Source organism: Mesorhizobium sp. WSM4887 (assembly GCF_029625865.1).
In the GTDB taxonomy this organism is placed as follows: domain Bacteria; phylum Pseudomonadota; class Alphaproteobacteria; order Rhizobiales; family Rhizobiaceae; genus Mesorhizobium.
Genome location: NZ_JARTVP010000004.1, coordinates 56,546 through 81,012, shown reverse-complemented (window position 1 = coordinate 81,012; position 24,467 = coordinate 56,546). Strand labels below are relative to the sequence as shown.

Annotated in this window: 27 protein-coding genes and 1 tRNA gene; 22 read left to right on the top strand and 6 right to left on the bottom strand. The window is 63.9% G+C overall.

Features of this window, described 5'->3' with window-relative positions:
* The first annotated feature begins 237 nt into the window (after positions 1-237).
* The 13 genes from P9230_RS17295 (at position 238) to P9230_RS17230 (ending at position 14,479) form a co-directional block, all read left to right on the top strand.
* Entirely contained in the window at positions 238-753 is a 516-nt protein-coding gene (locus tag P9230_RS17295; protein ID WP_067001002.1) for a winged helix DNA-binding protein, read from the top strand.
* Positions 754-929: 176 nt separating this feature from the next.
* Entirely contained in the window at positions 930-1,382 is a 453-nt protein-coding gene (locus P9230_RS17290) for a hypothetical protein (RefSeq protein ID WP_278120116.1), read from the top strand.
* A gap of 335 nt (positions 1,383-1,717) precedes the next feature.
* Complete coding sequence (locus P9230_RS17285; protein ID WP_067000724.1) at positions 1,718-2,971, top strand: L,D-transpeptidase family protein; 1,254 nt, start codon at positions 1,718-1,720, stop codon at positions 2,969-2,971.
* A 139-nt stretch (positions 2,972-3,110) separates the two neighbouring features.
* On the top strand, positions 3,111-4,751 hold the full coding sequence (locus P9230_RS17280) for a Na+/H+ antiporter (RefSeq protein WP_278120113.1): 1,641 nt from the start codon (positions 3,111-3,113) through the stop codon (positions 4,749-4,751).
* A gap of 126 nt (positions 4,752-4,877) precedes the next feature.
* A complete protein-coding gene (glyA, locus tag P9230_RS17275) occupies positions 4,878-6,191 on the top strand; it encodes a serine hydroxymethyltransferase (protein ID WP_067330041.1) in 1,314 nt (437 codons plus the stop codon).
* A gap of 79 nt (positions 6,192-6,270) precedes the next feature.
* Positions 6,271-6,849: a hypothetical protein gene (locus P9230_RS17270; protein WP_067330212.1), complete on the top strand. Its 579-nt coding sequence runs from the start codon at positions 6,271-6,273 to the stop codon at positions 6,847-6,849.
* A 217-nt stretch (positions 6,850-7,066) separates the two neighbouring features.
* A complete protein-coding gene (gene nrdR / locus P9230_RS17265) occupies positions 7,067-7,546 on the top strand; it encodes a transcriptional regulator NrdR (RefSeq protein WP_059184872.1) in 480 nt (159 codons plus the stop codon).
* 2 nt (positions 7,547-7,548) lie between these two features.
* Positions 7,549-8,676: a bifunctional diaminohydroxyphosphoribosylaminopyrimidine deaminase/5-amino-6-(5-phosphoribosylamino)uracil reductase RibD gene (ribD, locus tag P9230_RS17260; RefSeq protein WP_278120110.1), complete on the top strand. Its 1,128-nt coding sequence runs from the start codon at positions 7,549-7,551 to the stop codon at positions 8,674-8,676.
* A gap of 61 nt (positions 8,677-8,737) precedes the next feature.
* On the top strand, positions 8,738-9,355 hold the full coding sequence (locus P9230_RS17255) for a riboflavin synthase (protein ID WP_095778642.1): 618 nt from the start codon (positions 8,738-8,740) through the stop codon (positions 9,353-9,355).
* Between the two features lie 544 nt (positions 9,356-9,899).
* Entirely contained in the window at positions 9,900-10,394 is a 495-nt protein-coding gene (ribH, locus tag P9230_RS17245) for a 6,7-dimethyl-8-ribityllumazine synthase (protein WP_278120108.1), read from the top strand.
* Positions 10,391-10,885, top strand: coding sequence for a transcription antitermination factor NusB (gene nusB, locus P9230_RS17240; protein WP_095824739.1), 495 nt, complete (start codon positions 10,391-10,393; stop codon positions 10,883-10,885). The genes ribH and nusB overlap by 4 nt, the downstream gene beginning before the upstream one ends.
* Positions 10,882-12,102: an MFS transporter gene (locus P9230_RS17235; RefSeq protein WP_278120106.1), complete on the top strand. Its 1,221-nt coding sequence runs from the start codon at positions 10,882-10,884 to the stop codon at positions 12,100-12,102. The genes nusB and P9230_RS17235 overlap by 4 nt, the downstream gene beginning before the upstream one ends.
* A gap of 235 nt (positions 12,103-12,337) precedes the next feature.
* Entirely contained in the window at positions 12,338-14,479 is a 2,142-nt protein-coding gene (locus P9230_RS17230) for a sodium-translocating pyrophosphatase (protein WP_067330052.1), read from the top strand.
* 139 nt (positions 14,480-14,618) lie between these two features.
* Here P9230_RS17230 and P9230_RS17225 read toward each other — a convergent pair whose 3' ends face one another.
* A complete protein-coding gene (locus tag P9230_RS17225) occupies positions 14,619-15,134 on the bottom strand; it encodes an outer membrane protein assembly factor BamE (RefSeq protein WP_067000750.1) in 516 nt (171 codons plus the stop codon).
* Positions 15,135-15,251: 117 nt separating this feature from the next.
* On the opposite strand from P9230_RS17225, the gene P9230_RS17220 reads away from it, so the two are divergent.
* From P9230_RS17220 to P9230_RS17190, 7 genes are all read left to right on the top strand, one after another.
* Positions 15,252-15,794, top strand: a complete 543-nt coding sequence (locus P9230_RS17220) for a ubiquinol-cytochrome C chaperone family protein (protein WP_278111129.1) — start codon at positions 15,252-15,254, stop codon at positions 15,792-15,794.
* 11 nt (positions 15,795-15,805) lie between these two features.
* Entirely contained in the window at positions 15,806-16,354 is a 549-nt protein-coding gene (locus P9230_RS17215) for a DUF177 domain-containing protein (protein WP_067000755.1), read from the top strand.
* Positions 16,355-16,484: 130 nt separating this feature from the next.
* Positions 16,485-17,555, top strand: coding sequence for a phosphate acyltransferase PlsX (gene plsX / locus P9230_RS17210; RefSeq protein ID WP_278088064.1), 1,071 nt, complete (start codon positions 16,485-16,487; stop codon positions 17,553-17,555).
* A 9-nt stretch (positions 17,556-17,564) separates the two neighbouring features.
* Positions 17,565-18,536 carry a beta-ketoacyl-ACP synthase III gene (locus P9230_RS17205; protein ID WP_278120104.1) on the top strand — a complete coding sequence of 324 codons (972 nt, stop codon included), beginning with the start codon at positions 17,565-17,567 and terminating at the stop codon, positions 18,534-18,536.
* Between the two features lie 102 nt (positions 18,537-18,638).
* On the top strand, positions 18,639-18,962 hold the full coding sequence (locus tag P9230_RS17200) for an integration host factor subunit alpha (protein ID WP_067000778.1): 324 nt from the start codon (positions 18,639-18,641) through the stop codon (positions 18,960-18,962).
* 125 nt (positions 18,963-19,087) lie between these two features.
* Positions 19,088-19,627, top strand: coding sequence for a MerR family transcriptional regulator (locus tag P9230_RS17195; RefSeq protein ID WP_067000781.1), 540 nt, complete (start codon positions 19,088-19,090; stop codon positions 19,625-19,627).
* Between the two features lie 105 nt (positions 19,628-19,732).
* Entirely contained in the window at positions 19,733-20,035 is a 303-nt protein-coding gene (locus P9230_RS17190; protein ID WP_278120102.1) for a hypothetical protein, read from the top strand.
* A 105-nt stretch (positions 20,036-20,140) separates the two neighbouring features.
* On the opposite strand, the gene P9230_RS17185 is transcribed toward P9230_RS17190, so the two are convergent.
* The 3 genes from P9230_RS17185 to P9230_RS17175 form a co-directional block, all read right to left on the bottom strand.
* Positions 20,141-20,401, bottom strand: a complete 261-nt coding sequence (locus P9230_RS17185; protein ID WP_067000787.1) for a hypothetical protein — start codon at positions 20,399-20,401, stop codon at positions 20,141-20,143.
* A 403-nt stretch (positions 20,402-20,804) separates the two neighbouring features.
* Complete coding sequence (locus P9230_RS17180) at positions 20,805-20,996, bottom strand: hypothetical protein (protein WP_082954114.1); 192 nt, start codon at positions 20,994-20,996, stop codon at positions 20,805-20,807.
* Between the two features lie 228 nt (positions 20,997-21,224).
* Positions 21,225-21,824: a hypothetical protein gene (locus P9230_RS17175; protein ID WP_278120100.1), complete on the bottom strand. Its 600-nt coding sequence runs from the start codon at positions 21,822-21,824 to the stop codon at positions 21,225-21,227.
* 302 nt (positions 21,825-22,126) lie between these two features.
* Here P9230_RS17175 and P9230_RS17170 point away from each other — a divergent pair, with 302 nt between their 5' ends.
* Both P9230_RS17170 and P9230_RS17165 read left to right on the top strand, forming a co-directional pair.
* Positions 22,127-22,393 carry a helix-turn-helix transcriptional regulator gene (locus P9230_RS17170; protein ID WP_095778649.1) on the top strand — a complete coding sequence of 89 codons (267 nt, stop codon included), beginning with the start codon at positions 22,127-22,129 and terminating at the stop codon, positions 22,391-22,393.
* 176 nt (positions 22,394-22,569) lie between these two features.
* Positions 22,570-23,028 carry a YbaK/EbsC family protein gene (locus P9230_RS17165; protein ID WP_127403914.1) on the top strand — a complete coding sequence of 153 codons (459 nt, stop codon included), beginning with the start codon at positions 22,570-22,572 and terminating at the stop codon, positions 23,026-23,028.
* Positions 23,029-23,074: 46 nt separating this feature from the next.
* Here the strand turns inward: P9230_RS17165 and P9230_RS17160 are convergent.
* Together P9230_RS17160 and P9230_RS17155 are read right to left on the bottom strand one after the other, a co-directional pair.
* Positions 23,075-23,151 (bottom strand) — tRNA-Pro (locus P9230_RS17160).
* Between the two features lie 54 nt (positions 23,152-23,205).
* On the bottom strand, positions 23,206-24,453 hold the full coding sequence (locus P9230_RS17155; protein ID WP_278120487.1) for an O-antigen ligase family protein: 1,248 nt from the start codon (positions 24,451-24,453) through the stop codon (positions 23,206-23,208).
* Positions 24,454-24,467 lie beyond the last annotated feature (14 nt).

Genomic DNA, 24,467 nt, shown 5'->3' with positions numbered 1-24,467 from the left:
TGCCGGGCGGCGTCAGGAACCTAGATACGGGGTCGGCGACTGCCCCAAAACCCTTGGCTAAATCTTTAGGTTAATTGTTCTTGCTCGCATGACCGTTCGTTAAGCCTCTTTCGAAACCTCTTACCGGTAAGCTCTTGTTAGCCCTGGCGTTTAAGTCGAATTTTATGAGTATTCGATAGTGTCGCGATCAAGGTGAAGAACAAAAAATCACCGGGCGACAAACGAGAGGCAAAGACAATGATCAATTCGCGTCCGGCGGCGAAGACCGCCAACGTTTCCGACGATCGCCGCGAGGCGATCCGTTCGCTGTACATGGAATCGCTGCAGCTGGTGGAGCGTCTGCATCGCCGTCTGCTTGACGTGATCAAGGACGAGTTCGACCGCAACGGCCGCTCCGACATCAACGCTATCCAGGCGCTTTTGCTCTTCAACATCGGCAATTCGGAGCTGACCGCCGGCGAGCTGCGCTCGCGCGGTTACTATCTCGGCTCGAACGTCTCCTACAATCTGAAGAAGCTGGTCGACCTCGGCTTCATCAACCATCAGCGCTCGCGCATCGACCGCCGCTCGGTCCGCGTCTCGCTGACGCCGAAGGGCAACGAGGTGGCCGAGGTCGTCGCCGGCCTTTACGAGCGCCATGTCGGCTCGATCGAGGCCGTGGGCGGCATCAACACCGACGAGTTCAAGCAGATGAACCGCGCGCTCCAGCGTCTGGATCGCTTCTGGAACGACACGATCGCTTACCGGATGTAAGCGGATTCGAAATCTGAGACGATCGAAGTCGCGCCGAAGAAGCGCGGCCGGAGGAAGCAATCAGGGCCGGTGCCGACAGGTGCCGGTTCTTTTCTTTTGCGAAAGCGCGCTGCAGCAGGGCGCTTGACCGCCGAGCAGCGCGCGTGGAAGCTCTGCAGGCAAAAGAGGAGGGCCTCATGCGTCATACCCTGCTTGCGATTTGCGCTGTGATCCTTGTTTCACCGGCCGCTGCCCGGACTCTCGGTTATGGCTCCAAGGCCGGAATGGAGGTTACGGTCGTCAAGAAATCCGGCATCAACACCTCGCATGCCAGCATCCTGACCAAACATACGAGGCAGAACGCCATCGGTTACTGCCGCGACTATGTCGGTAAGGTGACCGAGGATTGCATCGCTAAGGAAATGAAAACGCCCTTGCATCTGGAGGTCACAGCGGACTGCAAGAGCGGAAAATTCACCACCTTTTACGGCGCCAACATGCTGTTTCAGGGGCGCAGCCCCGCCGGAAGCGAGACGGATTATCAGATCACCGACACCGACGAGAACGTGGTGCTCGATGGCTCGGGGGCCGCGGGCTACGACTACACGCTGGAGCAGTTCAAAGCCCTCTGCCCGAACCGGGTGAAATAGGGGCAAACCGAGGATGACGGCGGGCATCTGGTGAACCCGCCGCTATCGGCGATGCCAAAATGCCTCGGTCCCATTTTTTGATCATCTTGCCGGATGCAAATCGCGGGCCAAGGTCACGTTGCCGCCATAATCGCAGTGAAAGCGAGAATGCGGGTGATGCTGCGGGCCGAGGCCCTGCGCTTCCTGGAGCAGGTGTCGTGGTCCTACGTTTTCACGCCCTGCTGACGCAAGTCATGGTTGGCTAATTGTTAAGATTGCCGACCCTAGAGTGCGGGCAACCCGCCAGTAGAGCGAACTGAGCGAGATTAGATATAGCTAAAATGTCTGGAACATCCATGAGAACCAGCCGCCGTTTCTTCCTGACCGGAGCCTCTGCGCTCGCCGCCGCCGTCGTCGCCGGCCATGCCAGCGCGCAGGATGTGATCGGCGACATTCTGAAATCCTCGACCCGCGGTAATTGGGACGACCAGTTCGACGCCCGTGCAAGCGAGACCGGCAAGGTTGCCTCGACGCTGCCGATCTTCAGCCTGCAGACCGTAGCCTTCACCGAGCAGGCGGTGGCGCAGTACCAGGGCATTGTCGGCCAGGGCGGCTGGGAGCAGGTTCCGGCAACCAAGAAATTGCAGCTCGGCGTCGACGATCCGGATGTCGTGCCGCTGCGCAAGCGGCTGATGGTCTCGGGCGACCTGTCGCAGAGCGCCGGCATTTCGACGGCGTTCGATTCCTATGTCGACTCGGCGGTCAAGCGCTTCCAGCTCCGTCACGGCTTGCCGGCCGACGGCTCCATGGGCAAATACACTTATTCGGCGATGAACGTGCCGGCGCCGATCCGGCTTGGCCAGCTGCAGACCAATCTGCAGCGGCTGCGCGAGAAGGCGGGCACGCTCGGCGACCGCTATGTGCTGGTCGATATTCCGGCCGCGCAGGTGGAAGCCGTCGAAAACGACCGCGTCGTGCTGCGCCACACCGCGATCGTCGGCAAGATCGACCGCCAGACGCCGATCGTGAATTCCAAGATCAACGAGATCATCGTCAATCCTTACTGGAACGCGCCGGTCTCGATCGTGCGCAAGGACATCATTCCGCTGATGCGGAAGGACCCGAACTACCTCAAGGACAGCCACATCCGGCTGTTCGCGCCTGACGGAAGCGAGGTCGATCCGATGACCGTCGACTGGTCGACGGACGATGCCGCCAAGTACCGCTTCCGCCAGGATCCCGGCGCCGGCAACGCCATGGCCTCGGTCAAGATCAACTTCCCGAGCCCGGACGGCGTCTACATGCACGACACGCCGCAGCAGAGCCTGTTCGGCAAGCTGATGCGCTTCGACTCTTCCGGCTGCGTGCGCGTCCAGAATGTGCGCGACCTCGTCACCTGGATCCTGCGTGATACGCCCGGCTGGGATCGCCAGCATTTCGAGGCGGCGATCAAGACTGGCGAGAATACGCCGGTTCAGGTGGTCAACCCGGTGCCGGTCCACTTCCTGTATCTGTCGGCATGGTCGACCGGACCCGGCGTCGTGCAGTTCCGCGACGACATTTACGGCCTCGACGGCAACAGCGAGCTGCAGATTACTTCTGCGCTGTAACCGATTGATATAAATCACGAAAAGGCCGCTCTTGGAGCGGCTTTTTTGTTTGCATGTCGCCAAACAGTGCGCAGCGGTTTTGGCAGAGCGACATGCGTCGAAAAGTGAGACATACAGCGCGAACAGCTGGAATAGCATCATGGACGTCGCCGTCTTCATTCTCGTCGTGCTTGCTTTCGTGGCGCTTTCCGGCGCTCTCGTGCGGCTGGTGCGGGTGCCGCTCCCCGTGCTGCAGATTGTGATCGGCGCCGCGCTTGCCTGGCCGGCCAAGGGACTGCATGTCGAGATCGATCCGGAACTCTTCCTGCTGGTGTTCATTCCGCCGCTTCTGTTCGGCGATGCCTTCGCGGCGCCGAAACGGGAGCTGATCGAGCTGCGCCGGCCGATCCTCGATCTCGCCGTCGGGCTTGTCTTCTTCACCATCGTCGGCTTCGGGTATGCTCTGCACTGGCTGGTGCCAAGCATCCCGCTGGCGGTTGCGTTCGCTTCGGCCGCCGTGCTGTCACCGACCGATGCCGTTGCCGTGTCCTCGATCGTCGACCGCAATGTCGTTCCGGCTCGGCTGATGCACATATTGGAAGGCGAATCCCTGCTCAATGATGCCTCCGGCCTAGTCATGTTCCGCTTTGCCGTTGCGGCGGCGCTGACCGGCAGCTTTTCGTTCGCTGCCGCCTCGTTGAGCTTTCTTTACGCCGTGGCGGCCGGCATCCTCGCGGGCATTGCGGCGTTGTTCGTCGCCGCCAAGGCGCTGCAGGTGCTTGGCCGCATCGGCGGCACGCCGGCGGGGGCGCAGGTGCTGGTGATGGTTCTGCTGCCCTTCGTCGCCTATCTCATTGCCGAGCATGTCGGCGCTTCCGGCATTCTGGCCGCGGTCACCGCCGGCCTGGTTACGGGCACCTCCGGCATTTTCCGCCATCTCTCGGTCTCGGCGCGGATTCAGGCGATGTCGCTATGGTCGATGCTGACCTTCGTCTTCAACGGCGCTCTCTTCATCCTGCTCGGCCTGCAGCTTCCTGACATCATCCGCAGGGTCCCGCCGGAGCTCACCAGCCGGCACTGGCTGTTCGAGCCGGTGCTGACCGTGCTCATTTTGACGCTCTGCGTGATCGGCCTGCGCTTCCTCTGGATCTGGATCGGCGACATGGCATCGATGATCGCCGCGCGGCTCGGCAAGCGCAAGGCAGAGCCCTTTGGTTTCCGCGTCAGGCTTGCCGGATCGGTGGCCGGCGTGCGCGGCGCGATCACGCTTGCCGGCATCCTGTCGCTGTCGCTCGCGCTGCAGGATGGCTCGCCCTTTCCAGCGCGAGACGTGGTGATCTTCCTCGCCGCCGGCGTCATCATCTGCTCGCTGGTCATCGCCAGCCTTGCTTTGCCGAGGATCGCCCGCGGGCTGGTCGAGCCAGGCGAGGATCCGGGTGCGGCCGAGGAGCGGCGGGCGCGTGCGGGCGCTGCCAAGGCCGCCATCGCCAAGATCGAGAGCCTCGCCAGCGAGGGCGGCGAAGGCGAGGCGGCCGAGGCCCGGCTCGCGGTCGCCGACAGCATCGTTGCCGGCTACCGGCGCCGCATCGCGGCTTCCGACGAGGCCGAAGAGGCGCGCGCCGAGGCGCGCGAATCCGGGCGGCTGGAGCTTGAGCTCAGGCACGCCGGCATAGAGGCGGAGCGCGCCGCCGTGCGCGCCATGTTCCGCACCCGCCAGATCAACGACCACACGATGCGGGCGCTGCTTTCCGAGATCACTTTGACAGAAGCGCTGCTCAAAAGCCGGCGCGACCGGAAATAGTGTTCAGCCGATTTGCTTGGCGCAATCCGGCCAGCAAATTTCGCGCCGCAAACGTGGCGGGCTCCAAACAACTGTGTTAATGGCGCGGCGACCTCGCAGACCTCCGGCCCCAAGGGAAAGCAAGCCATGTCAAATGCCGCGGCAGCCGCCAACAAATTCGAATCCTTCTTCGAGACCACGCTTGCCGACGCCGATCCGGAAATTTTCGGCGCCATCCGCAACGAGCTTGGCCGCCAGCGCCATGAGATCGAACTGATCGCCTCGGAAAACATCGTGTCCCGCGCCGTGCTCGAGGCGCAGGGGTCGATCATGACCAACAAATATGCCGAGGGTTATCCGGGCAAGCGCTATTACGGCGGCTGCCAGTTCGTCGACGTGGCCGAGGAACTGGCCATCGAGCGCGCCAAGAAGCTTTTCGGCTGCAACTTCGCCAATGTCCAGCCGAACTCGGGCAGCCAGATGAACCAGGCCGTCTTCCTGGCGCTTCTGCAGCCCGGCGACACGTTCATGGGCCTCGATTTGAACTCCGGCGGCCATCTCACGCATGGCTCGCCGGTCAACATGAGCGGCAAATGGTTCAAGGTCGTTTCCTACGGGGTGCGCAAGGACGACCACCTGCTCGACATGGACGCGATCGAGAAGACCGCGCATGAGACGAAGCCGAAGCTGATCCTGGCCGGCGGCACGGCCTATTCGCGCATCTGGGACTGGAAGCGTTTCCGCGAGATTGCCGATTCGATCGGCGCCTATCTGATGGTCGACATGGCGCATATCGCCGGGCTAGTCGCCGGCGGTATGCACCCGTCGCCGCTGCCTTATGCGCATGTCGTGACCACGACGACGCACAAGTCGCTGCGCGGGCCCCGCGGCGGCATGATCCTGTGCAACGACGAGGAGATCGCCAAGAAGATGAACTCGGCGGTTTTCCCAGGCCTCCAGGGCGGCCCGCTGATGCATGTCGTCGCGGCCAAGGCGGTGGCGCTCGGCGAGGCGCTGAAGCCGAGCTTCAAAGCCTATGCCGAGAGCATCGTCGCCAATGCCAAGGCGCTGGCTTCGAGCCTGCAGGAAACCGGCCTCGACATCGTGTCGGGCGGCACCGACAACCATCTGATGCTGGTCGACCTGCGCCCGAAAAACGCCACCGGCAAGCGCGCCGAGGCGGCTCTCGGCCGCGCCAACATCACCTGCAACAAGAACGGCATCCCCTTCGACCCCGAAAAGCCGTTCGTCACCTCCGGCGTTCGCCTCGGCACACCGGCCGGCACCACGCGCGGCTTCGGCCAGGCCGAGTTCCGCGAGATCGGCAAGCTGATCGCCGAGGTGCTGGACGGGCTGAAGGCGGCGAATTCCGACGAGGGCAATGCGGCAGTCGAGGCTGCGGTCAAGGCCAAAGTCACGGCGTTGACGGATCGTTTCCCGCTCTATCCTTATCTCGGTTGACCGGAAGCCGCGCGTCATCTTTTATCCGCCGGCAGTGCGCCGTCCTGATTGGGCGGCGTCGCGAACTGGAGACTTGATGATGCGCATTTTCCATCTTGCCGCCTTGGCCCTGGTCGGCTCGCTGGCCGGTTTCGCCGTGTCCGGCGCGGCCGGGCAGGAGCAGGCGCAGCCAGAACCGGCCACAAACACCTTCGGCAGATGGACCACGATCATCGACACGCTCGACACCGGGCAGGATGCGCACAAGACCTGCGCGGCCTCCGCAGCTTTCGTCGACGGCATCGGCAATGCTGGCACGCTAACGCTGTCGATCTCGACCGGCGACGCGCTGCCGCCGGATGCCTATCCCGCCATCATGATCGCCGTCGACAACAAGGACCTGCCGACCGGCAAGGACATCGCGGCGACCTTCGGCGACCCCGGCATCAAGGTTTCCGCGAAAGTCTATTCGAATGCCGTCGGCGGTCGTCCCAGCTGGACGGTCGACAACCAGGCGAAGACAAGTCTCGCTCTGCTGCGCGCCATGCGCAAAGTCACCTCGCTCGATGTTGTTTTTGGCAAGCAGACCGTCGCCAGCATTCCGATGGACGGCTTCACGAAGGCCTACCGCAACCTCGGCACGTCCTGCGGATTCCCGACCAAGGACGTCGCGCCCTGAACCGACCGGGCACGACAGGGGCAGGGCGCTGGCAATCTTTCTCGCGCCTCGCTATCTCTGAGAAATGAAAGGCTCCAAGCCTTCCGTTCACCAGAGCGAGATGACGCTTCCTTGAATCGCCATCTCGCTCTAAGATTTTGTTTTTGAAGCATGATCTTCTCCGAAGAGTCTGCAACTTTTCGGGATCATGCTCTGAATCGCAAACCCAAGGCTCTCCATGCGCTGCCCCTATTGCCAGTCCGAAGATACGCAGGTGAAGGATTCGCGTCCCGCCGAGGATGGCGCGGCGATCCGCAGGCGCCGCGTCTGTCCGGACTGCGGCGGCCGCTTCACCACCTTCGAGCGCGTGCAACTGCGCGATCTCGTCGTCATCAAGAAATCCGGCCGCAAGGTGCCGTTCGACCGCGACAAGCTGCTGCGCTCGGTCGAGATCGCGGTGCGCAAGCGCAATGTCGACCCCGAGCGGATCGATCGCGCCGTGACCGGCATCGTGCGCCAGCTCGAAAGCTCCGGCGAGACGGAAGTGGCCTCCGGCGAGGTCGGTCGGCTCGTCATGGAGGCGCTGAAATCGCTCGACGACGTCGCCTATGTCCGCTTCGCTTCGGTCTATCGCAATTTCCGTGAAGCCAAGGATTTCCACGAGTTGCTGGGCGAACTGAAGGGCGACGAAGAAAAGACCGAAGAGGACGCCGGCTGATCATGGCGAAAGCTCAATTGGGCGGGGCCGAGCAAGCAGCCCTTGATCGCCGTTTCATGGCGGCGGCCATCCGGCTGTCGCGCCGCAATGCCGGCCGCACCGCGACCAATCCTTCCGTCGGCACCATCATCGTGCGCGACGACGGCGCCGGCCCGATGATCGTCGGCACCGGCGTCACTGCTGTCGGCGGCCGGCCGCACGCCGAGACCGAGGCGCTGGCCGAGGCCGGCGAACTGGCCCGCGGCGCCACCGCCTATGTGACGCTTGAGCCCTGCGCCCATCACGGCCGCACGCCGCCTTGCGCCGCCGCGCTGGTCAATGCCGGCATTGCGCGCGTCGTCGGCGCGGCAAGCGATCCCGATCCGCGCGTTTCCGGCAAGGGTTACGCCATGCTGCGCGCCGCCGGCATCGAGGTCGTGGAGAAGGTGCTCGCCACAGAGGCCGCCGAGCAGATGGCCGGCTATCTGATTCGATCTTTGAAGAAACGTCCCGAAGTGACGCTGAAGCTTGCGCTTTCGAGCGACGGCAAGATCGGCCGCAAAGGCGCCGGCCAGGTCGCCATCACGGGTGAGATCGCCAGGCGCGAAGTCTATCTTATGCGCGCGGAGGCCGACGCTATCCTCGTCGGCATCGGCACTGCGCTGGAGGACGACCCGGCGCTGACCGTGCGCCTGCCGGGGTTGGAGAACCGCTCCCCGGCTCGCATCATCCTCGATCGCCAGATCCGGCTGCCGGAGTCGTCGAAGCTCGTTTCCGGGGTGGATCGTGTCCCGCTCTATGTCGCGGCATGCGCCGAGGCCGACCCGCGGCGGCGGGCTGCGCTCGAACGCGCGGGCGTGCACTTCATCGGCACTGAAACTTACGAGAGCGAAGTAGCCCTGCCGGAACTGCTCGAGGATATTGCAGCCCTCGGCATGGCGAGCGTGCTGGTCGAGGGCGGCGCCAAGGTGGCCGAGGCCTTCCTGGCGGAAGACCTCGTTGACCGCATCGTCCTGTTCCAGGGACCGGAGGCGATCGGCGAGGATGGTATCGCCTCGCCGATCGACGCTGCGCATATCCCGCCGGGTTTCCGCAAATTGCGTGAGATGCGCTTCGGCGAGGACAGCTATGCCGAGTGGGTAAGACCATGATCCCAAAAAGTGGGAAATGGTTTTCGGATAAGAGCATGGTCAAACTGGAAGACACGATCTGATGTTTACGGGAATCGTTACGGATGTCGGCACTGTCGCTTCGGTGAAGCCGCTCAGCGAAGGCGTCGGCCTGCGCATCGACACGGCCTATGACCCGGAAACGATCGCGATCGGCGCTTCGATTTCCTGCGGCGGCGTCTGCCTGACCGTGACGGCGCTGCCCGAGAACGGCTCGAACGCGCGCTGGTTTGAGGTCGAAGCCTGGGAAGAGGCGCTCAGGCTGACGACTGCATCCGGTTGGAAATCGGGCACCAGGATCAATCTCGAACGGGCGCTGAAGATCGGCGACGAGCTCGGTGGCCATATCGTCTCCGGCCATGTCGACGGCACGGCGGAAATCGTGGAGCGCAAGGAAGAGGGCGATGCCGTGCGCTTCACGCTGGAGGCGCCGCGTCACCTGGCGAAGTTCATCGCGCCGAAAGGCTCCGTCGCGCTCGACGGCACCTCGCTTACCGTCAACAAGGTCGAAGCTACGCGCTTCGATGTGCTTCTGATCCAGCACTCGCTGAGCGTCACTACCTGGGGCGAGCGCCAGGCTGGCGATCGCGTCAACATCGAGATCGATACCATGGCCCGGTATGCCGCGCGCCTCGCCGAGGCGGCGAAACAGGGGCTTTGAGCGAAACCGACCGGTTCCGGGGAGGCGGCGCGGATCGCTGAGGCGCCACGTCGCGCCGGCGCCTCAGCTTCCCTTCTGCTCACGCGATCTGCGGCGCCCCGGCTGGCAACGTCTAAGTGATCAAGAACGTCATCCACGGCTGGGACGACGAACCTGCCGGGCTGATCTTGCGACATTGCCGCGGGGCCATGCCAAGGCAGGGCAGGATGCTCGTGATCGACACGCTCGTGCCTCCGGGCGACGAGCCTGCCCAGATCAAACCTATCGATGTCCATGCTCGCGGTTACAGGCTGCCTCGAGCGGACGCAGGCACAATATGCCCGCCTGTTCGAAGGCGCCGGACTGAAGCTTGAGCGGGTGATGGGCCCTCGAGCATCGATCTCGATCCTCGAGGCTTCGCCTGCTAGCTGAAGAAAGCCCGGAAGATCGCGATGCTTGGGATCCGGACCTGTCGGAAGATGCTGGACCTGTGTCGGGCGGCAATCTTGTGCTTGCGATCAATCCGGCTTCGGCCTAAGTCACCGGCAACCCCCCGGAGACGTTTATGGCAGGCATATCCCAACACGGCAAAGCGTTCATTCATCCGCAGGCGAAGGCGCATCTGCTTATCGTCGAGGCGCGTTTCCACGACGACCTCGCCGACGCGCTGCTCGAAGGCGCGACCAGCGCGCTGGACGAGGCCGGCGCCACTTATGACGTCGTGACTGTTCCTGGCTCGCTCGAAATTCCGGCCGTCATCACCTTCGCGCTGGACGGTGCCGGCGAGGGCGGCGTACACTATGACGGCTTCGTCGCGCTCGGCACCATCATCCGTGGCGACACCTATCATTTCGACATCGTCGCCAATGAATCGAGCCGTGCGCTGATGGATCTTTCCGTGCAGGAAGCGGTCGCGATCGGCAACGGCATCTTGACCACCGAAAACGATGCGCAGGCCTGGACGCGGGCCAAGCGCACCGAAGGCGACAAGGGCGGCTTTGCCGCCCGCGCGGCGCTGACCATGATCGCGCTCAAAGAGAAATTCGGAGCCCAATCGTGAGCGATCCTGCCCAGACCGGTGCGGCGCGCCACGCCAACAAGCGCGGTGCCGCCCGTCTTGCCGCCGTCCAGGCGCTCTACCAGATGGACGTGGCCGGCAGCGGTGTTTTCGAGATCACCGCCGAATACGAGGCCTTCCGCCTCGGCAAGGAAGTCGACGGCGCACTTTATCGCGAGGCCGACCCGCAGTGGTTCCGCGCCATCCTGACCGGCGTCGTCGAGAACCAGAAGACCATCGATCCGATCATCCGCCAGGCGCTGACTGACGACTGGCCGCTGTCGCGGCTGGACTCGACGCTGCGCGCCATCCTGCGCGCCGGCGTCTATGAGCTGATGAAGCGCGAGGACGTGCCCGTGGCCGTGATCGTGTCGGAATATGTCGACATCGCCAAGGCCTTCTACGAGGAAGACGAGCCGAAGCTGGTCAACGCCCTGCTCGACCGTGTCTCGCGCCGGGTACGGGGCGAGGGTCGCGGCAAGGACGCATCGTGACCGCCACGGCAGTCGTCGCTGACGCCGGCAGGGAAGCGCGCCGCACGGCAGTGCTCCTCGCGGCCGCGCAGGCGATCGTCGGTTCCGCCGCGCCGATCGCCATTTCCATCGGCGCGCTTGCCGGCCAATATCTGCTCGGCCCCGACAAGTCTCTGGCGACGGCGCCGGTCACCGGCTTCAACCTCGGAGTTGCGCTCGGCGCCCTGCCGGCGGCCGCCATCATCCGCCGGCTCGGCCATCGCGGCGGCTTCATGACCGGCACCATCGTCACCGCCCTCGGCGGGCTGATCGCGACGCTCGCGCTCTTTCAGGCGAGCTTCTGGCTGTTCGCCTTTGGCCTGGGCGTGATCGGTGTCGGCGGCGCCTTCGTGCAGCAGTTCCGCTTCGCCGCCGCCGACAACGCGCCGCCGCAATTCAAGGCGCGCGCCATCTCCTTCGTGCTGGCTGGCGGCATCGTCACCGCCATCCTCGGGCCTCAGATCGTCATCTACACCGGCGACCTTCTGGCGCCGGTGATGTTTGCCGGATCCTTCGCCTCCATCCTGGTGCTGGCCGCCATAGGCGCGATTATCCTTTCCTTCCTGCATACGTCCAGGCGGACGAGCAGCGCCGCCGAAGCCGCCGCAAGCGACGCACGTCCGCTGGTCGAGATCGCCACCCAACCGCGTTTCGTCGCGGCGCTGTTCTGTGCCGTAGGCAGCTATGCGCTGATGAGCTTCGTCATGACCGGCGCGCCGCTCGCCATGGTCGGCTGCGGTCTTTCGACCGACGATGCCACGCTTGGCATCTCCTGGCACGTTATGGCGATGTTCGGGCCGAGCTTCTTCACCGGTTCGCTGATCCACCGCTTCGGCGCCGAGCGCATCGTCGCTGTTGGGTTGGTGCTGCTCATCGCCTGCGCAGTGGTGGCGCTCTCAGGCCTTGCGCTATGGCAGTTCTGGACCGCGCTGATCCTGCTCGGCCTCGGCTGGAATTTCGGTTTCATCGGCGCGACCGCCATGGTCGCCGCGAGCTACCATCCATCCGAAAAAGGCAAGGTGCAGGGCTTCCATGACTTCGTCCTGTTCGGCTCCGTCGCCTTCGCCTCGCTGATGTCGGGCGCGGTCTACAATGCCTGGGGCTGGACCATGCTGAACTGGATCGTGTTCCCGGTCGTTGTGCTCTGCTTCCTGGCGCTCGGCACCCTGAAGCTGCCGGGCTTGCGCCGCGCCAACTGACATTGCGCCGTTTGCCGGCGCGCAATCGATCTAAATGCACGGCGGCCCCTGCCGGTGAGTCGCGGCGTTCGTCTTTCCGGCGAAAGCCGGGCAAAAACCGAACAATATCTTGACGTTCCCAGCCCTGTTTCGCATACACCTTAGCCAAGGGGTGGATTCCGCGTGCGGCGTTCATCTCCGTCCCAACGGCCCAGGGAGGGGTTCTTCTGGGCCATCAATCGAGGAAAATTCGGCAATGACCATCATTACCGCCGTCATCGCCTGCGGCTTGCTGTCAGTCCTGTACGCCATCTGGGCGACACGATCGGTCCTGGCGTCCGATCAGGGCAACCAGCGCATGCAGGAAATCTCCGCCGCCATTCGCGAAGGTGCTCAAGCCTATCTGGCGCGCCAGTACACCACCATCGCCGTCGTCGGCATCGTCGTGCTTCTTCTCGCCTGGTGGCTGCTCTCCATCACGTCCGCGATCGGCTTCCTGATCGGCGCGGTGCTTTCGGGCGCTGCCGGCTTCATCGGCATGCATGTCTCGGTGCGCGCCAATGTCCGCACCGCGCAGGCTGCTTCCAACAGCCTCGCCGCCGGCCTCGACATCGCCTTCAAGTCGGGCGCCATCACCGGCCTGCTGGTGGCGGGCCTGGCGCTGCTCGGCGTCTCCATCTACTACCTCATCCTGACCGGCCCGATGGGCCTGCAGCCAAACGACCGCATCGTCATCGACGCGCTGGTCTCGCTCGGCTTCGGCGCCTCGCTGATCTCGATCTTCGCCCGTCTCGGCGGCGGCATCTTCACCAAGGGCGCCGACGTCGGCGGCGACCTCGTCGGCAAGGTGGAAGCCGGCATTCCGGAGGACGATCCGCGCAACCCGGCCACCATCGCCGACAATGTCGGCGACAATGTCGGCGACTGCGCCGGCATGGCCGCCGACCTGTTCGAGACCTATGCGGTGACGGTCGTCGCCACCATGGTTCTGGCCGCCATCTTCTTCGGCGGTACGGCGGTGCTGGGCGCCGCCATGCTCTATCCGCTCGCCATTTGCGGCGCCTGCATCTTGACGTCGATCGTCGGCACCTTCTTCGTCAAGCTCGGTTCCAACGGCTCGATCATGGGCGCGCTCTACAAGGGGCTGATCGTCACCGGGCTGCTGTCGATCGTCGGCCTGGCCGTCGCCACTTCGGCGACGCTCGGTTGGGGAGAGGTCGGCACCGTCGCCGGCATCGTCATCACCGGCAAGAACCTGTTCATCTGCGGCCTGATCGGTCTTCTGGTGACCGGCCTCATCGTGGTGATCACCGAATACTACACTGGCACCAACAAACGCCCGGTGAATTCGATCGCCCAGGCCTCGGTGACTGGCCACGGCACCAACGTCATCCAGGGCCTCGCGGTCTCCTTGGAATCGACGGCGCTGCCGGCCATCGTCATCGTCGGCGGCATCATCGCCACCTACCAGCTTGGCGGCCTCTTCGGAACGGCGATCGCCGTCACCACCATGCTCGGGCTCGCCGGCATGATCGTGGCGCTCGACGCCTTCGGCCCGGTCACCGACAATGCCGGCGGCATCGCCGAAATGTCGGGCCTGCCCAAGGAAGTGCGCCACTCCACCGACGCGCTCGACGCGGTCGGCAACACCACCAAGGCCGTGACCAAGGGCTATGCCATCGGCTCCGCCGGCCTCGGCGCGCTGGTGTTGTTCGCGGCCTATTCGAACGACCTCAGGTTCTTTGCCGCCAATGGCGACAAGTACCCGTACTTCCAGGGCATGGGCGAGATCTCCTTCGACCTTTCCAACCCGTATGTCGTTGCCGGCCTGATCTTTGGCGGCCTCATTCCGTATCTGTTCGGCGGCATCGCCATGACCGCCGTCGGCCGCGCGGCGGGCTCGATCGTCGAGGAAGTGCGCAAGCAGTTCCGCGAGGACAAGGGCATCATGGCCGGGACCTCGAAACCGAACTACGCGCGCGCCGTCGACCTGCTGACCCGGGCAGCGATCCGGGAAATGATCATCCCGTCGCTGCTGCCGGTGCTGGCGCCGCTCGTCGTCTATTTCGGCGTGCTCCTGATCTCGGGCTCGAAGGCCTCGGCCTTCGCGGCCCTTGGCGCCTCGCTGCTCGGCGTCATCGTCAACGGCCTCTTCGTCGCCGTCTCGATGACCTCCGGCGGCGGCGCCTGGGACAACGCCAAGAAGTCGTTCGAGGACGGCTTTACCGACAAGAATGGCGTCAAGCACCTGAAGGGCTCCGAGGCGCATAAGGCCTCGGTCACCGGCGACACCGTCGGCGATCCCTACAAGGACACCGCCGGCCCGGCGGTCAATCCGGCGATCAAGATCACCAATATCGTGGCGCTGCTGCTCCTGGCCGTGCTCGCGCACGGCTGAGCCACATTCTTTCTGCACCAAGTGACCCGCGGGAGCGATCCCGCGGGTTTTGTTTACGGCCAAGCCGTTTCGGCGAAACAAAAAACCCGCCGAAGCGGATTCGGCGGGTCTTGGTCCGTGGACGTCGCTGACAGCGAACTCAGGGCGTGCCGCCGCCCGGGATCCCGGGCGCCAGCTTGCTGGCGCCGTTGATGATCTGGCTGAGGAAGTTCTGGTCCTTGCCGCCCGTCGGCGTCGTCCTCGAGATGAAGTCGAAGACCTTGCCGTCCTTCAGGCCGTAATTGGCGATCTGGGTGACGCGGCCGTCGGCGCCGAAATAGACCGCCAGCACGTGCTGGTCGACGATGCGCGGGTTGTCGAAGGCGACGTAGCGCTTGCGCGTCTGCGAGATATAATAGAACGCCTCGTTGTCGAAGGTCGCCGTCGTCGACGGCGTGCCCAGCGCAAGAAGAACCTGCTCGCGACTCGATCCGACCGGCACCGAGTCGATCGCCGCCTGGTCGATGACGTAGCCTTTCGTCAGCGTCTCGCTCGGACGCAGATCACCGAACATCTTGGACGAATTGCAGGCGGAAAGCGCGGATACCGCCACCAGCAGAGTGGCCACGCCCGCCCGCACAGGCATGAAAAACGACTTGAATTTCAGCGCACCCAACAACAATTCTCCATCACATCCCCGCAGCTTGCGCTGGGCCGCAAAACCGGTAAACCAGCTTGCATGCCGATGCAACAAGGCCAAATCAAACAAAAGGTCCCCGGGAGACCACCCTCAATGTTCCAGCGCCTTTTTGGTCGCGAACGTCACGCCAACCGCGCCATCACCGAGGCGCTCTACGCACAAATCGTGGCGGCGGCGCGGCAAACGGTGTTTTATTCCGACTGGAATGTGCCGGATACGCCGCTCGGCCGCTTCGAGATGCTGTCGCTCCATATGTACCTGATCCAGCACCGGCTGCGCGGCGAGGGCGGAGCCGCGGCCGAGATCGCTCAGGTGCTGATCGACGAGTTCTTCCTCGATGTCGACCATTCGCTGAGGGAACTCGGCATCAGCGATGTCGGCGTGCCGAAGCGCATGAAGAAGCTGGCAAAGATGTTCTATGGCCGCACTGCGGCCTACGACGAAGCCTTGCGGGACACCGACGGCGCGGCGCTTGCCGCGGCGCTCGCCCGCAATGTCAGGCCCGATGCCGGCGAATGGCCTGAGGCGTCGCTGCTGGCGAATTATGTTGGCGCGGCGACCGGGCAGCTTGCCGCTCAGCCGACCGAATCGATCATGGCCGGCGTCGTCGCGTTCCCGGCCGCCGGAGCCGCCTGAAGGAGGCGAGAATGAAGCACGCCGAACCGCAGAGCCCCGTATCCTTTGTCGCCAATGTCGCCCGCCTGCCGCAAAAGGGTTTGCCGGTTGCAATCGAGGCCGACGAAAGGCAGCGCACTGCGCTTGCCGCCGAACATGACCTGCTTTCCGTCGAGAGCTATCGCGCCGAGCTCTTGGTGGCGTCCTGGAAACGCAACGGCGTCAAGGTCAGCGGCCGCGTCGAAGCCGACATCACCCAGGCCTGCATCGTCACACTCGATCCGGTCGCGGCTCACATCGACGAGCCCGTCGAGGCGCTGTTCTTGCCGGAGCAGTCGAAACTCGGACGCGAAGGCTTCGACGGCGGCGGCGAGATCGTCCTCGACGCCGATGGGCCCGACAGCCCGGAAACTTTTTCCGGCGACACCATCGATGTCGGGGCGCTCGCCGAGCAGTTTTTCGGCCTGGCGATCGACCCTTATCCGCGCAAGCCCGGCGCCTCGCTCGAGGGCGCGGGTGACGATCAGCCCGAGGAAAGCGAATTCCAGAAAAAGCTGCGCTCGCTGCTCGGAAAATCCTGAAGGCGGCCTGGATTTTGGAAAAGTTGGTTGTGCGGCAGCCCAAAACCGCTATTTTCGCCGAACCTTCGCGAGCCCCCTTACCTCGGCAGGCGCCCGCCGCTAGCCAGGCAAACCGTGAGAAAAACACCGCGTGATCAGGATTTCCATCGATGCCATGGGCGGGGATCACGGACCAGGCGTCGTCATCCCCGCGCTGATGACGGTCGCCGTCCGCCGCCCTGACATCCGTTTCGTCATCTATGGCCGCGAGGACGCTGTGCGTCCCGAACTGGCCAAGTTTCCCAAGCTCGCCGAGGTGAGCGAGTTCGTCCATTGCGAGATCGCTGTCAGGATGGACGACAAGCCGAGCCAGGCGCTGCGCCACGGCCGCTGGAAATCGTCGATGTGGAAAGCGGTCGAGGCGGTGAAGAACGGCGCCGCGCAGGCCTGCATCTCGGCCGGCAACACCGGCGCGTTGATGGCGATGTCGAAATTCTGCCTGCGCACCATGGCCACCATCGACCGCCCGGCGATCGCGGCGCTTTGGCCGACGACGCGCGGCGAGAGCGTGGTGCTCGATGTCGGCGCCACCATCGGTGCGGATGCGCATCAGCTCGTCGATTTCGCCATCTTGGGGACCGGAATGGCGCGCTCGGTGTTCGGTATCGAGCGGCCGAGCGTCGGCCTGCTCAATGTCGGCGTCGAGGAGATCAAGGGCCAGGAGGAGGTCAAGGAGGCCGGGCGCATGCTGCGCGAGGCCAACATGGCCTCGATGAACTATCGCGGCTTCGTCGAGGGCGACGACATCGGCAAGGGCACAGTCGACGTGGTCGTCACCGAGGGCTTTGCCGGCAACATCGCACTTAAGACCGCCGAGGGCACGGCAAGGCAGATCGCGGGCTATTTGCGGGCCGCCATGAGCCGCACGCTGATGGCCAGGATCGGCTACGTGTTTGCCAAAGGTGCCTTCGACCGGCTGCGCGAAAAGATGGATGTCGGCCGCTCCAATGGCGGCGTCTTTCTGGGCCTGAACGGCATTGTGGTGAAGAGCCATGGCGGTGCCGATTCGGATGGCTTTGCCGCGGCGATCGAGCTCGGCTACGACATGGTGCGCAACAATCTGCTTGACCGGATCGAGGCCGATCTCGATCTGTTCCATGCGCGCAATCCGACTGCCCAGGCAAACAGGAAATCCGGCGTCGCCGTCGAGGCCGAGGAATAGGAACGAACCTTGATCAGATCAGTTGTGCGCGGCAACGGTGCCGCGCTGCCCCGCCGCATCATGAAGAATGCCGATTTCGAAGGCATGGTCGAGACCTCCGACGAGTGGATCGTCCAGCGCACCGGCATTCGCCAGCGCCACGTCGCGGCCGATGACGAGACGACGGCCTCGCTGGGCGAGGCGGCGGCGCGCGCCGCGCTCGACAGCGCCGGCCTGACGCCAGCGGATATCGACCTGATCGTGCTGGCGACCTCGACGCCCAATAACACGTTCCCGGCGACGGCTGTCGAAATCCAGAACCGCCTCGGCATGCAACACGGCTTCGCCTTCGACATGCAGGCCGTGTGTTCCGGCTTCGTCTATGCGGTCGCCACCGCCGATCTCTATATCCGCGGCGGGCTGGCAAAACGCGTCCTGGTGATCGGCTCCGAAACCTTCTCGCGCATCCTCGACTGGAGCGACCGCTCGACCTGCGTGCTGTTTGGCGATGGCGCCGGCGCCGTGGTGCTCGAAGCGGCGAAAGGGGCTGGCAACATCGCCGATCGCGGCGTGCTGGCCGCCAGCCTGCGTTCGGATGGCGTCCACAAGGAAAAACTCTTCGTCGACGGCGGCCCGTCCACCACGGGAACGGTCGGCCATCTCAGGATGGAAGGCCGCGAGGTCTTCAAGCACGCGGTCGGCATGATCACCGACGTTATCGAGGCCACTTTCGCCGAGGCCGGCATCACGGCGGAAGACCTCGACTGGTTCGTGCCGCATCAGGCCAATAAACGGATCATTGACGCTTCCGCCAAGAAGCTCGGGATAGCCGAAGAGAAAGTCGTGGTCACCGTCGATTTGCACGGTAATACCTCGGCTGCCTCCGTGCCGCTCGCTTTGTCGGTGGCCGTCGCCGACGGCCGCATCAAGAAGGGCGACCTTGTTCTGCTCGAGGCGATGGGCGGGGGTTTTACCTGGGGCGCGGTGTTGCTGCGCTGGTAAGTGCCGAGCGCGTGGGTTCGGTCCTTGACCTTGCCGGATCAATTACTTACGCTCTGCCGCTGCCTGTATCGATTTATGTTTTTGAGCTGATGGGACGGTCGCATGGGGGGAAAGACACTGACGCGTGCCGACCTAGCCGAAGCCGTTTACCGCAAGGTTGGTTTGTCGCGAACTGAATCGGCCGAGCTGGTCGAGGCCGTCCTGGATGAGATTTGCGAAGCCATCGTTCGCGGCGAGACGGTGAAGCTGTCTTCCTTCGCGACTTTCCATGTCCGCTCCAAGAATGAGCGCATCGGCCGCAATCCCAAAACCGGCGAAGAAGTGCCGATCCTGCCGCGCCGCGTGATGACCTTCAAATCCTCGAACGTGCTGAAGAACCGCATCTTGCGTTCGCACCAGAACAGCAAGGCCAAGGGCGTCAAGTAACCCTCGAATGCCGGTTGAAAACCGCGGCCCCTTTGACGCCGGGCTTGAATATCGCTTCATAAACCGCTGAAATAAGGTGCGATTCGGATCAACTCCGGATTGCGGTCCAGCGTGAGGATTCGCCCATGGACAAGAGCCCCGATGCTTTCCGTACCATCAGCGAGGTTGCGGAAGATCTCGACCTGCCGCAGCACGTGCTGCGTTTCTGGGAAACCCGTTTCAACCAGATCAAGCCGATGAAGCGTGGTGGCGGCCGCCGTTACTACCGGCCGCAGGATGTCGAACTGATCAAGGGCATCCGGCACATGCTTTATGATCAGGGCTATACGATCAAAGGCGTGCAGAAGCTGTTGCGCGAGAACGGCAACCATTTCCTGGTCGCGATCGGCAATGGCGACATGGCAGCCGTCGAGGCGATCGCGCAGCGCCGCCAGGCCGAGCAGGTGCCGCTGACCGCGGCTGCCCAGCCGCGCGGCGACGAGGATGCGCTGGTCGGTCAGCCCAAGGTGAAGCCCAGCCGCCGTTTCTTCGGCCTTGGCAAGGGAGACGACGAAGGTCCCGTGCAGCCGGACTCCTCGAAATTGTCGCGCGACAACCGGGCCTTGCTGCAGGAGGCGCTCTTCGACCTCCTGGAGTGCAAGCGCCTGCTCGACCAGGTGCGTTGAGCTTCGGGTGCCGCTCCGGCGGCTTGGCCGGCCGACGTCTCTGACAGCCGGAACTGCTGTGGCATCCATGCGTTAGCCCTTCTCTGCAAGAGAAGGACATCAGGCATGGCGTGGTTTTCGACCCTTTCCGATCTTGATCTGGACAGGCAGGTCGCGGCGCTCTCCCGTCAACTTGACGATGTCAGGAAAGCCTTGGCCAAACGCGGCGACACCTATTACGAGGACGGCCGCGAGGCGGCGTCCGATTATTATTCGCAGCTCGCCGACCGCTTTCACGAGGCGCTGCCGGCAATCAGGCGCCGGGGCAGGGTGCTCGAGCACACCGCGCGCGAGCATCCGGCCACCGTGGCCGCCGTCGGACTGGTCGTGGTCGGCCTGCTTGCCGGCCTTCTGATCAGCCGGCGCTGACTCCGGGCTGCGAAACAGAAATGGCGACCGTTCGCGCCGGCCGCCATTCCGTCAGCACGAGAGCCCAACCGGATGAAATCGGGATGGAGTGGGCTCCGGCTTCGATCAGTTCGCGAGCTTGATCCGGCTCTTAGGATCGACCTTCATGACCTGGCTGCATTTGCCGTAGACGGTGCCGTTCTTATCGGTGGCGTCGGTGTAGGTGCCCTTACAGTCGAGCTGCAGCACCAGACAAGAGCCGGAGCCTTTGCAGACCGCGCCGCCGTCGCCGGTCGGATGCGTGCCGGCAAAGGCCGGCGCGGAAACCGAGCCGAAAGCCGAGACGACGAAGGCGGCGGCGAGCGAGATACGCTTGAAGTTGGTCATTTGAGCATTTCCTTCCATTGGTTGCTGGGAGCGCTTTCTGGCGTCCCGGTCGGGTTGAGGAACGCCTTCGTGGCGTCCATGACCGCTTGGTGCGGCCTCCAATGGAAAGGTTCATGGCCCGCGCGATTTTTGTCGCCTGGCGAGCATTGCTGTGAAGGTGTCAGGGTTCAGGGATTACCGTAGGTGCCGGATCTGCCAGCAGCGCTAAGCGCTCGTTGGGCAGTGGCGACTTGATGCGGCAAGAGGTCGGGACCGCTTGACAAGCGATCGAACCCGGCTGCGCTCATCAGGGGACAGCGGGTGCTCAAAGGAGAGGCTTGTCCCACGAAGCGAAAAATTCCGATGGGAAGACTTGCGCGACCATACAATGAAGGCCTGTCTTCCCATCGGCATGTGGGAAGGATCAGGCCTTCTTCTCAACCACCTTCTTATGGTGGTGATGATGGTGGTGGTGGTGATGGTGGTGCCGGCGATGATGCTTGTGGTGGTGGTGCTTTACCACCGGGGCCGCATCGGCGCTGGTCGTGCCGAGGATCGGCATGGTGAATGCCAGGGCCAGAGCCAGCCCGAGCGCGGAGAGGAGGGACTTCTTCATGATTTCGTTTCCTTTTACGCGGGCGTTCCGGAGTTCACCGGACCAAATCGGTGACCCAAGCCCCGCGATCGGCACTATCCTCCTGGATTTTTTCGACACTTTTTCCGGACTGTAGATTTTTGTTTCTGGATTGTTTCTGGCGAACCACCATCGCGCCGCGCGCCCTTGCGGGCGCGCATGGACGGCTCGACATCATGCTTTTCGAGCCTGATGCGTCAGCTGCGCGCCTCACATCGGCGGCGCCACGCCATGATTGCCGACCACCACCCGGCGCGAAACGAGCTTGCCGCCGCTGCCGCGCTCGGCGCTGACGAACACGGTCATGCCTGGCTCGAGATCCGCAGGCGCAGCGGGCGCGAATTTCACGATCGGCGTCGATTGCGGGATGGCGATCTCTTTCTTCTGGCCATTGCTGTAGGTCAGCGTCACGGTCCTGCCGTTGACCTCGGTCACGTCGGCGACAGTGCCGTTGGTCATTCGGCTGTTGGGCTGCAAATCCCAATCGCGGTCGCCTTCTCCGGTTCCCTTTAACGCCGCCGGGAAGATCACGACTTCCAGCGCGCCGCTGCCGCCGTCGGCCTTGGACACCGATGCGATGCCGAGGAAATCGCCCTGTTTGATATCGGCGGCCGACGCCTTGGCGACACCGGAGATCATCCAGTCGGGGGAAAGGGTGATCGTATCGGTCTTGCCGTCGCGGGCTTTCACCTTCAGCGTCGTACCGGCGAGGTCGACCACCGTGCCGCGCAAGCGCACGGTGTCCGCCTGAGCGGCGCCCGCAAAGCCTGAGATCATGCCGAGTACGATAGCGACTAGCTTCAGTTTCATGGAATCCGATCCTCTTCAAAGGGGCTGCGTCGCCCGCCTTCCGGCAAGCGACGAGAGCTAACGAATCGGAGTGGGCAAAATGCCGGCGGGTGCGGCCTTCGGCGCTTCAAAAGATCTTGATTGGGCTTCGCGCCACCTTACATGTCGGTGGCCTGCGGCCTCGGCTCCCAGCCGATGACCACGGTCACGATGGCGTGACGGCCAAAACGGCCTCTTGGCAAATCATCCGTTAACGGCCATTCTCCCGCCCGTCTCAGGCAACGCCACATTTCATCTGTGTTGTTTCATCCCAAGGAGTTGCCATGCCCAACACCGCAAGAAGCGCTGTTTCCAACAACATCATTGCCGCGTCCGGCCTCAATCCGCTGAAAGCCGTCCGCGAAACGAGGGGATATACGATTGAGGAGCTTTCCTTGACCTGCGGCCTGGCCGTGGGCGAGATCGTCGACATCGAGGACGGCAAGGATGCCGACCCCGCCAAGCTCAGGCGTATCGCTTCCGCGCTGCAAGTGCCGGAAGAGGAATTGATCATGATGCCGACCGAAGAGAATCGGCCCACACAGCAATAGAGACGCCGAAGCGTCCGCGAAAAAAGCCCGCCATGGCCCGCCCTGGCGGGCTTTTTGCGCCTTCCACAGATGGTCCCCTGGCCCTTGCCAACTGCCAGCGCGCCATGCGGCAATCCCGGCCGCTGCCACGATTCGGCGGCATCGAGTGGCCAACATGCCTGATTGAGGTTTCGCTCATGAGCTTGGAATCGGTCCGCGCCTTCTTTGCCGAACATGCTCCCGACATCGAGGTGCTGGTCACCGAAGCGAGCTCGGCGACCGTGGCACTGGCGGCCGACGCCCATGGCGTGCTGCCGGCGCAGATCGCCAAGACCATCTGCCTGCGCGTCGGCGAGGAGACCATGCTGGTCGTGACCAGCGGCACTGCCAGGCTCGACAACCGCAAATGCAAGGACACGTTAGGCGGCAAGCCGCGCATGCTCGACGGCGAACAGGTGCTTGCCGCGACCAGCCACCCGCCGGGCGGCGTCTGTCCCTTCGGTCTACCGGCGCCGCTGCCGGTCTTTTGCGATGTGACGCTGCGGGCCTTTGACGAGGTCGTCCCCGCCGCCGGCGCCACCAACGCGGCGGTGCGGATTACGCCGCAGCGGATGGCCGAACTTGTCGACGCCAAATGGGTCGACGTGTGCCAGTAGGAGAATGGAGGGGACTTCTGGGGGGACAAGTCTCAGGCTTCAAAAATGGTCGGAGTGGCCGGATTCGAACCGACGACCCCTTGACCCCCAGTCAAGTGCGCTACCGGGCTGCGCTACACTCCGGACCGGGTGGCGATGTATCGTGATAACCCCGTGCGGGTCAACCGAATTCGGCGGCTAATTCGCCGATGACAGTGCCGCAGCAGGGAGGGCGCGCGCCAACCGCGATTCCTTCTGGTGCCGGTATTCCAGCGCGATCGCGCCCCAGATCAGCCCGAGCAGCAGATAGAGATGGCGCCAGTGGTCGATGTCGATGAAGGTGCCGAGCCCGATATTGCCGAGATAGGCGACATAGGCGCAAAGCAGATAGGGCTGCCAGGGACGAGCGCGCAGGAGGATGCGGAACCCGGCGCAGATCGTCCACAGGGTTAGGGTCAGGAACGAGACGAAGCCCACCCAGCCATAGTCCATCAGCGCCTTCAGCCAGATGTCGTGCGTGTCCTCGCCGTAGATCGTGCCGAAGACCAGCGGGCCGATGCCGAACGGGTGTTCCAGTGCCAGCTGGAAGCCGATCGTATAGCGTGCGAAGCGGCCGAGGCGCGCGGTATCGTAGCTTTGCTCGAGATGCGCGCGCTGGGTGAACATGTCCGACACGCCGGGCAGCTGCAGGATGACGAGGATGGCGATGATCAGCAGCGCGAGCGCGGCGATCGTCATCACCACGACCCGCAGGCGGAACATGCCGCTGGCGCTCTGCAGGAAGAGGCAAGCGGTGAGCAGCACCGCCGAAACCGCGAACATGCCCCAGGCGCCGCGCGAGAAGGAGAAGAAGATGCCGGCGGTGATGATCAATAGCGGCACCGCCAGAAGCGGCATGCGCGATACAGGGCCGGTCAAGAGCAGATAAAGCAGGTAGGTGCCGGGCAGCACCAGGAACGGACCGAACACGTTCGGGTCCTGAAAGGCGCCGGCGGCGCGGTCGTATTTTGTGAACATCTCCGCGCCCGGAAAGGCATGGAAGTAGCCGGCTATTCCCAGCAGCGAGGTCGCCACAGCCGAGACCACATAGGCGATGAAGATCAGCCGGTAGAGGTCAGGCTGGACCGATGTCACCGAGGCGAAGAAGACCGCGCTGAAGGCGAGAAACAGCGAGACCGCCAGATAGAGCGGCGTGTTGGCGAGGTCCGCCATCTGCGTCATCGCGATCATGCCGCCGATGTTCATCGCCACCAACAGCACCAGCAGCGGCAATATCGCTCGCGATATTCTGAGGCCGAACAGCGCCCAGACGGCGATCAGCCCGGCCATGTAGAGCTCGTAGGGTGCCGGCTCGCTGATGACGAAGCCGGAAAGCAGGATGCCGACGACGATAGCGGCCGACGAGATCAGCGCGATCAGCTTTGCGTTGACCGCCTGTGGCGGCAACTGGTTGACCGCCT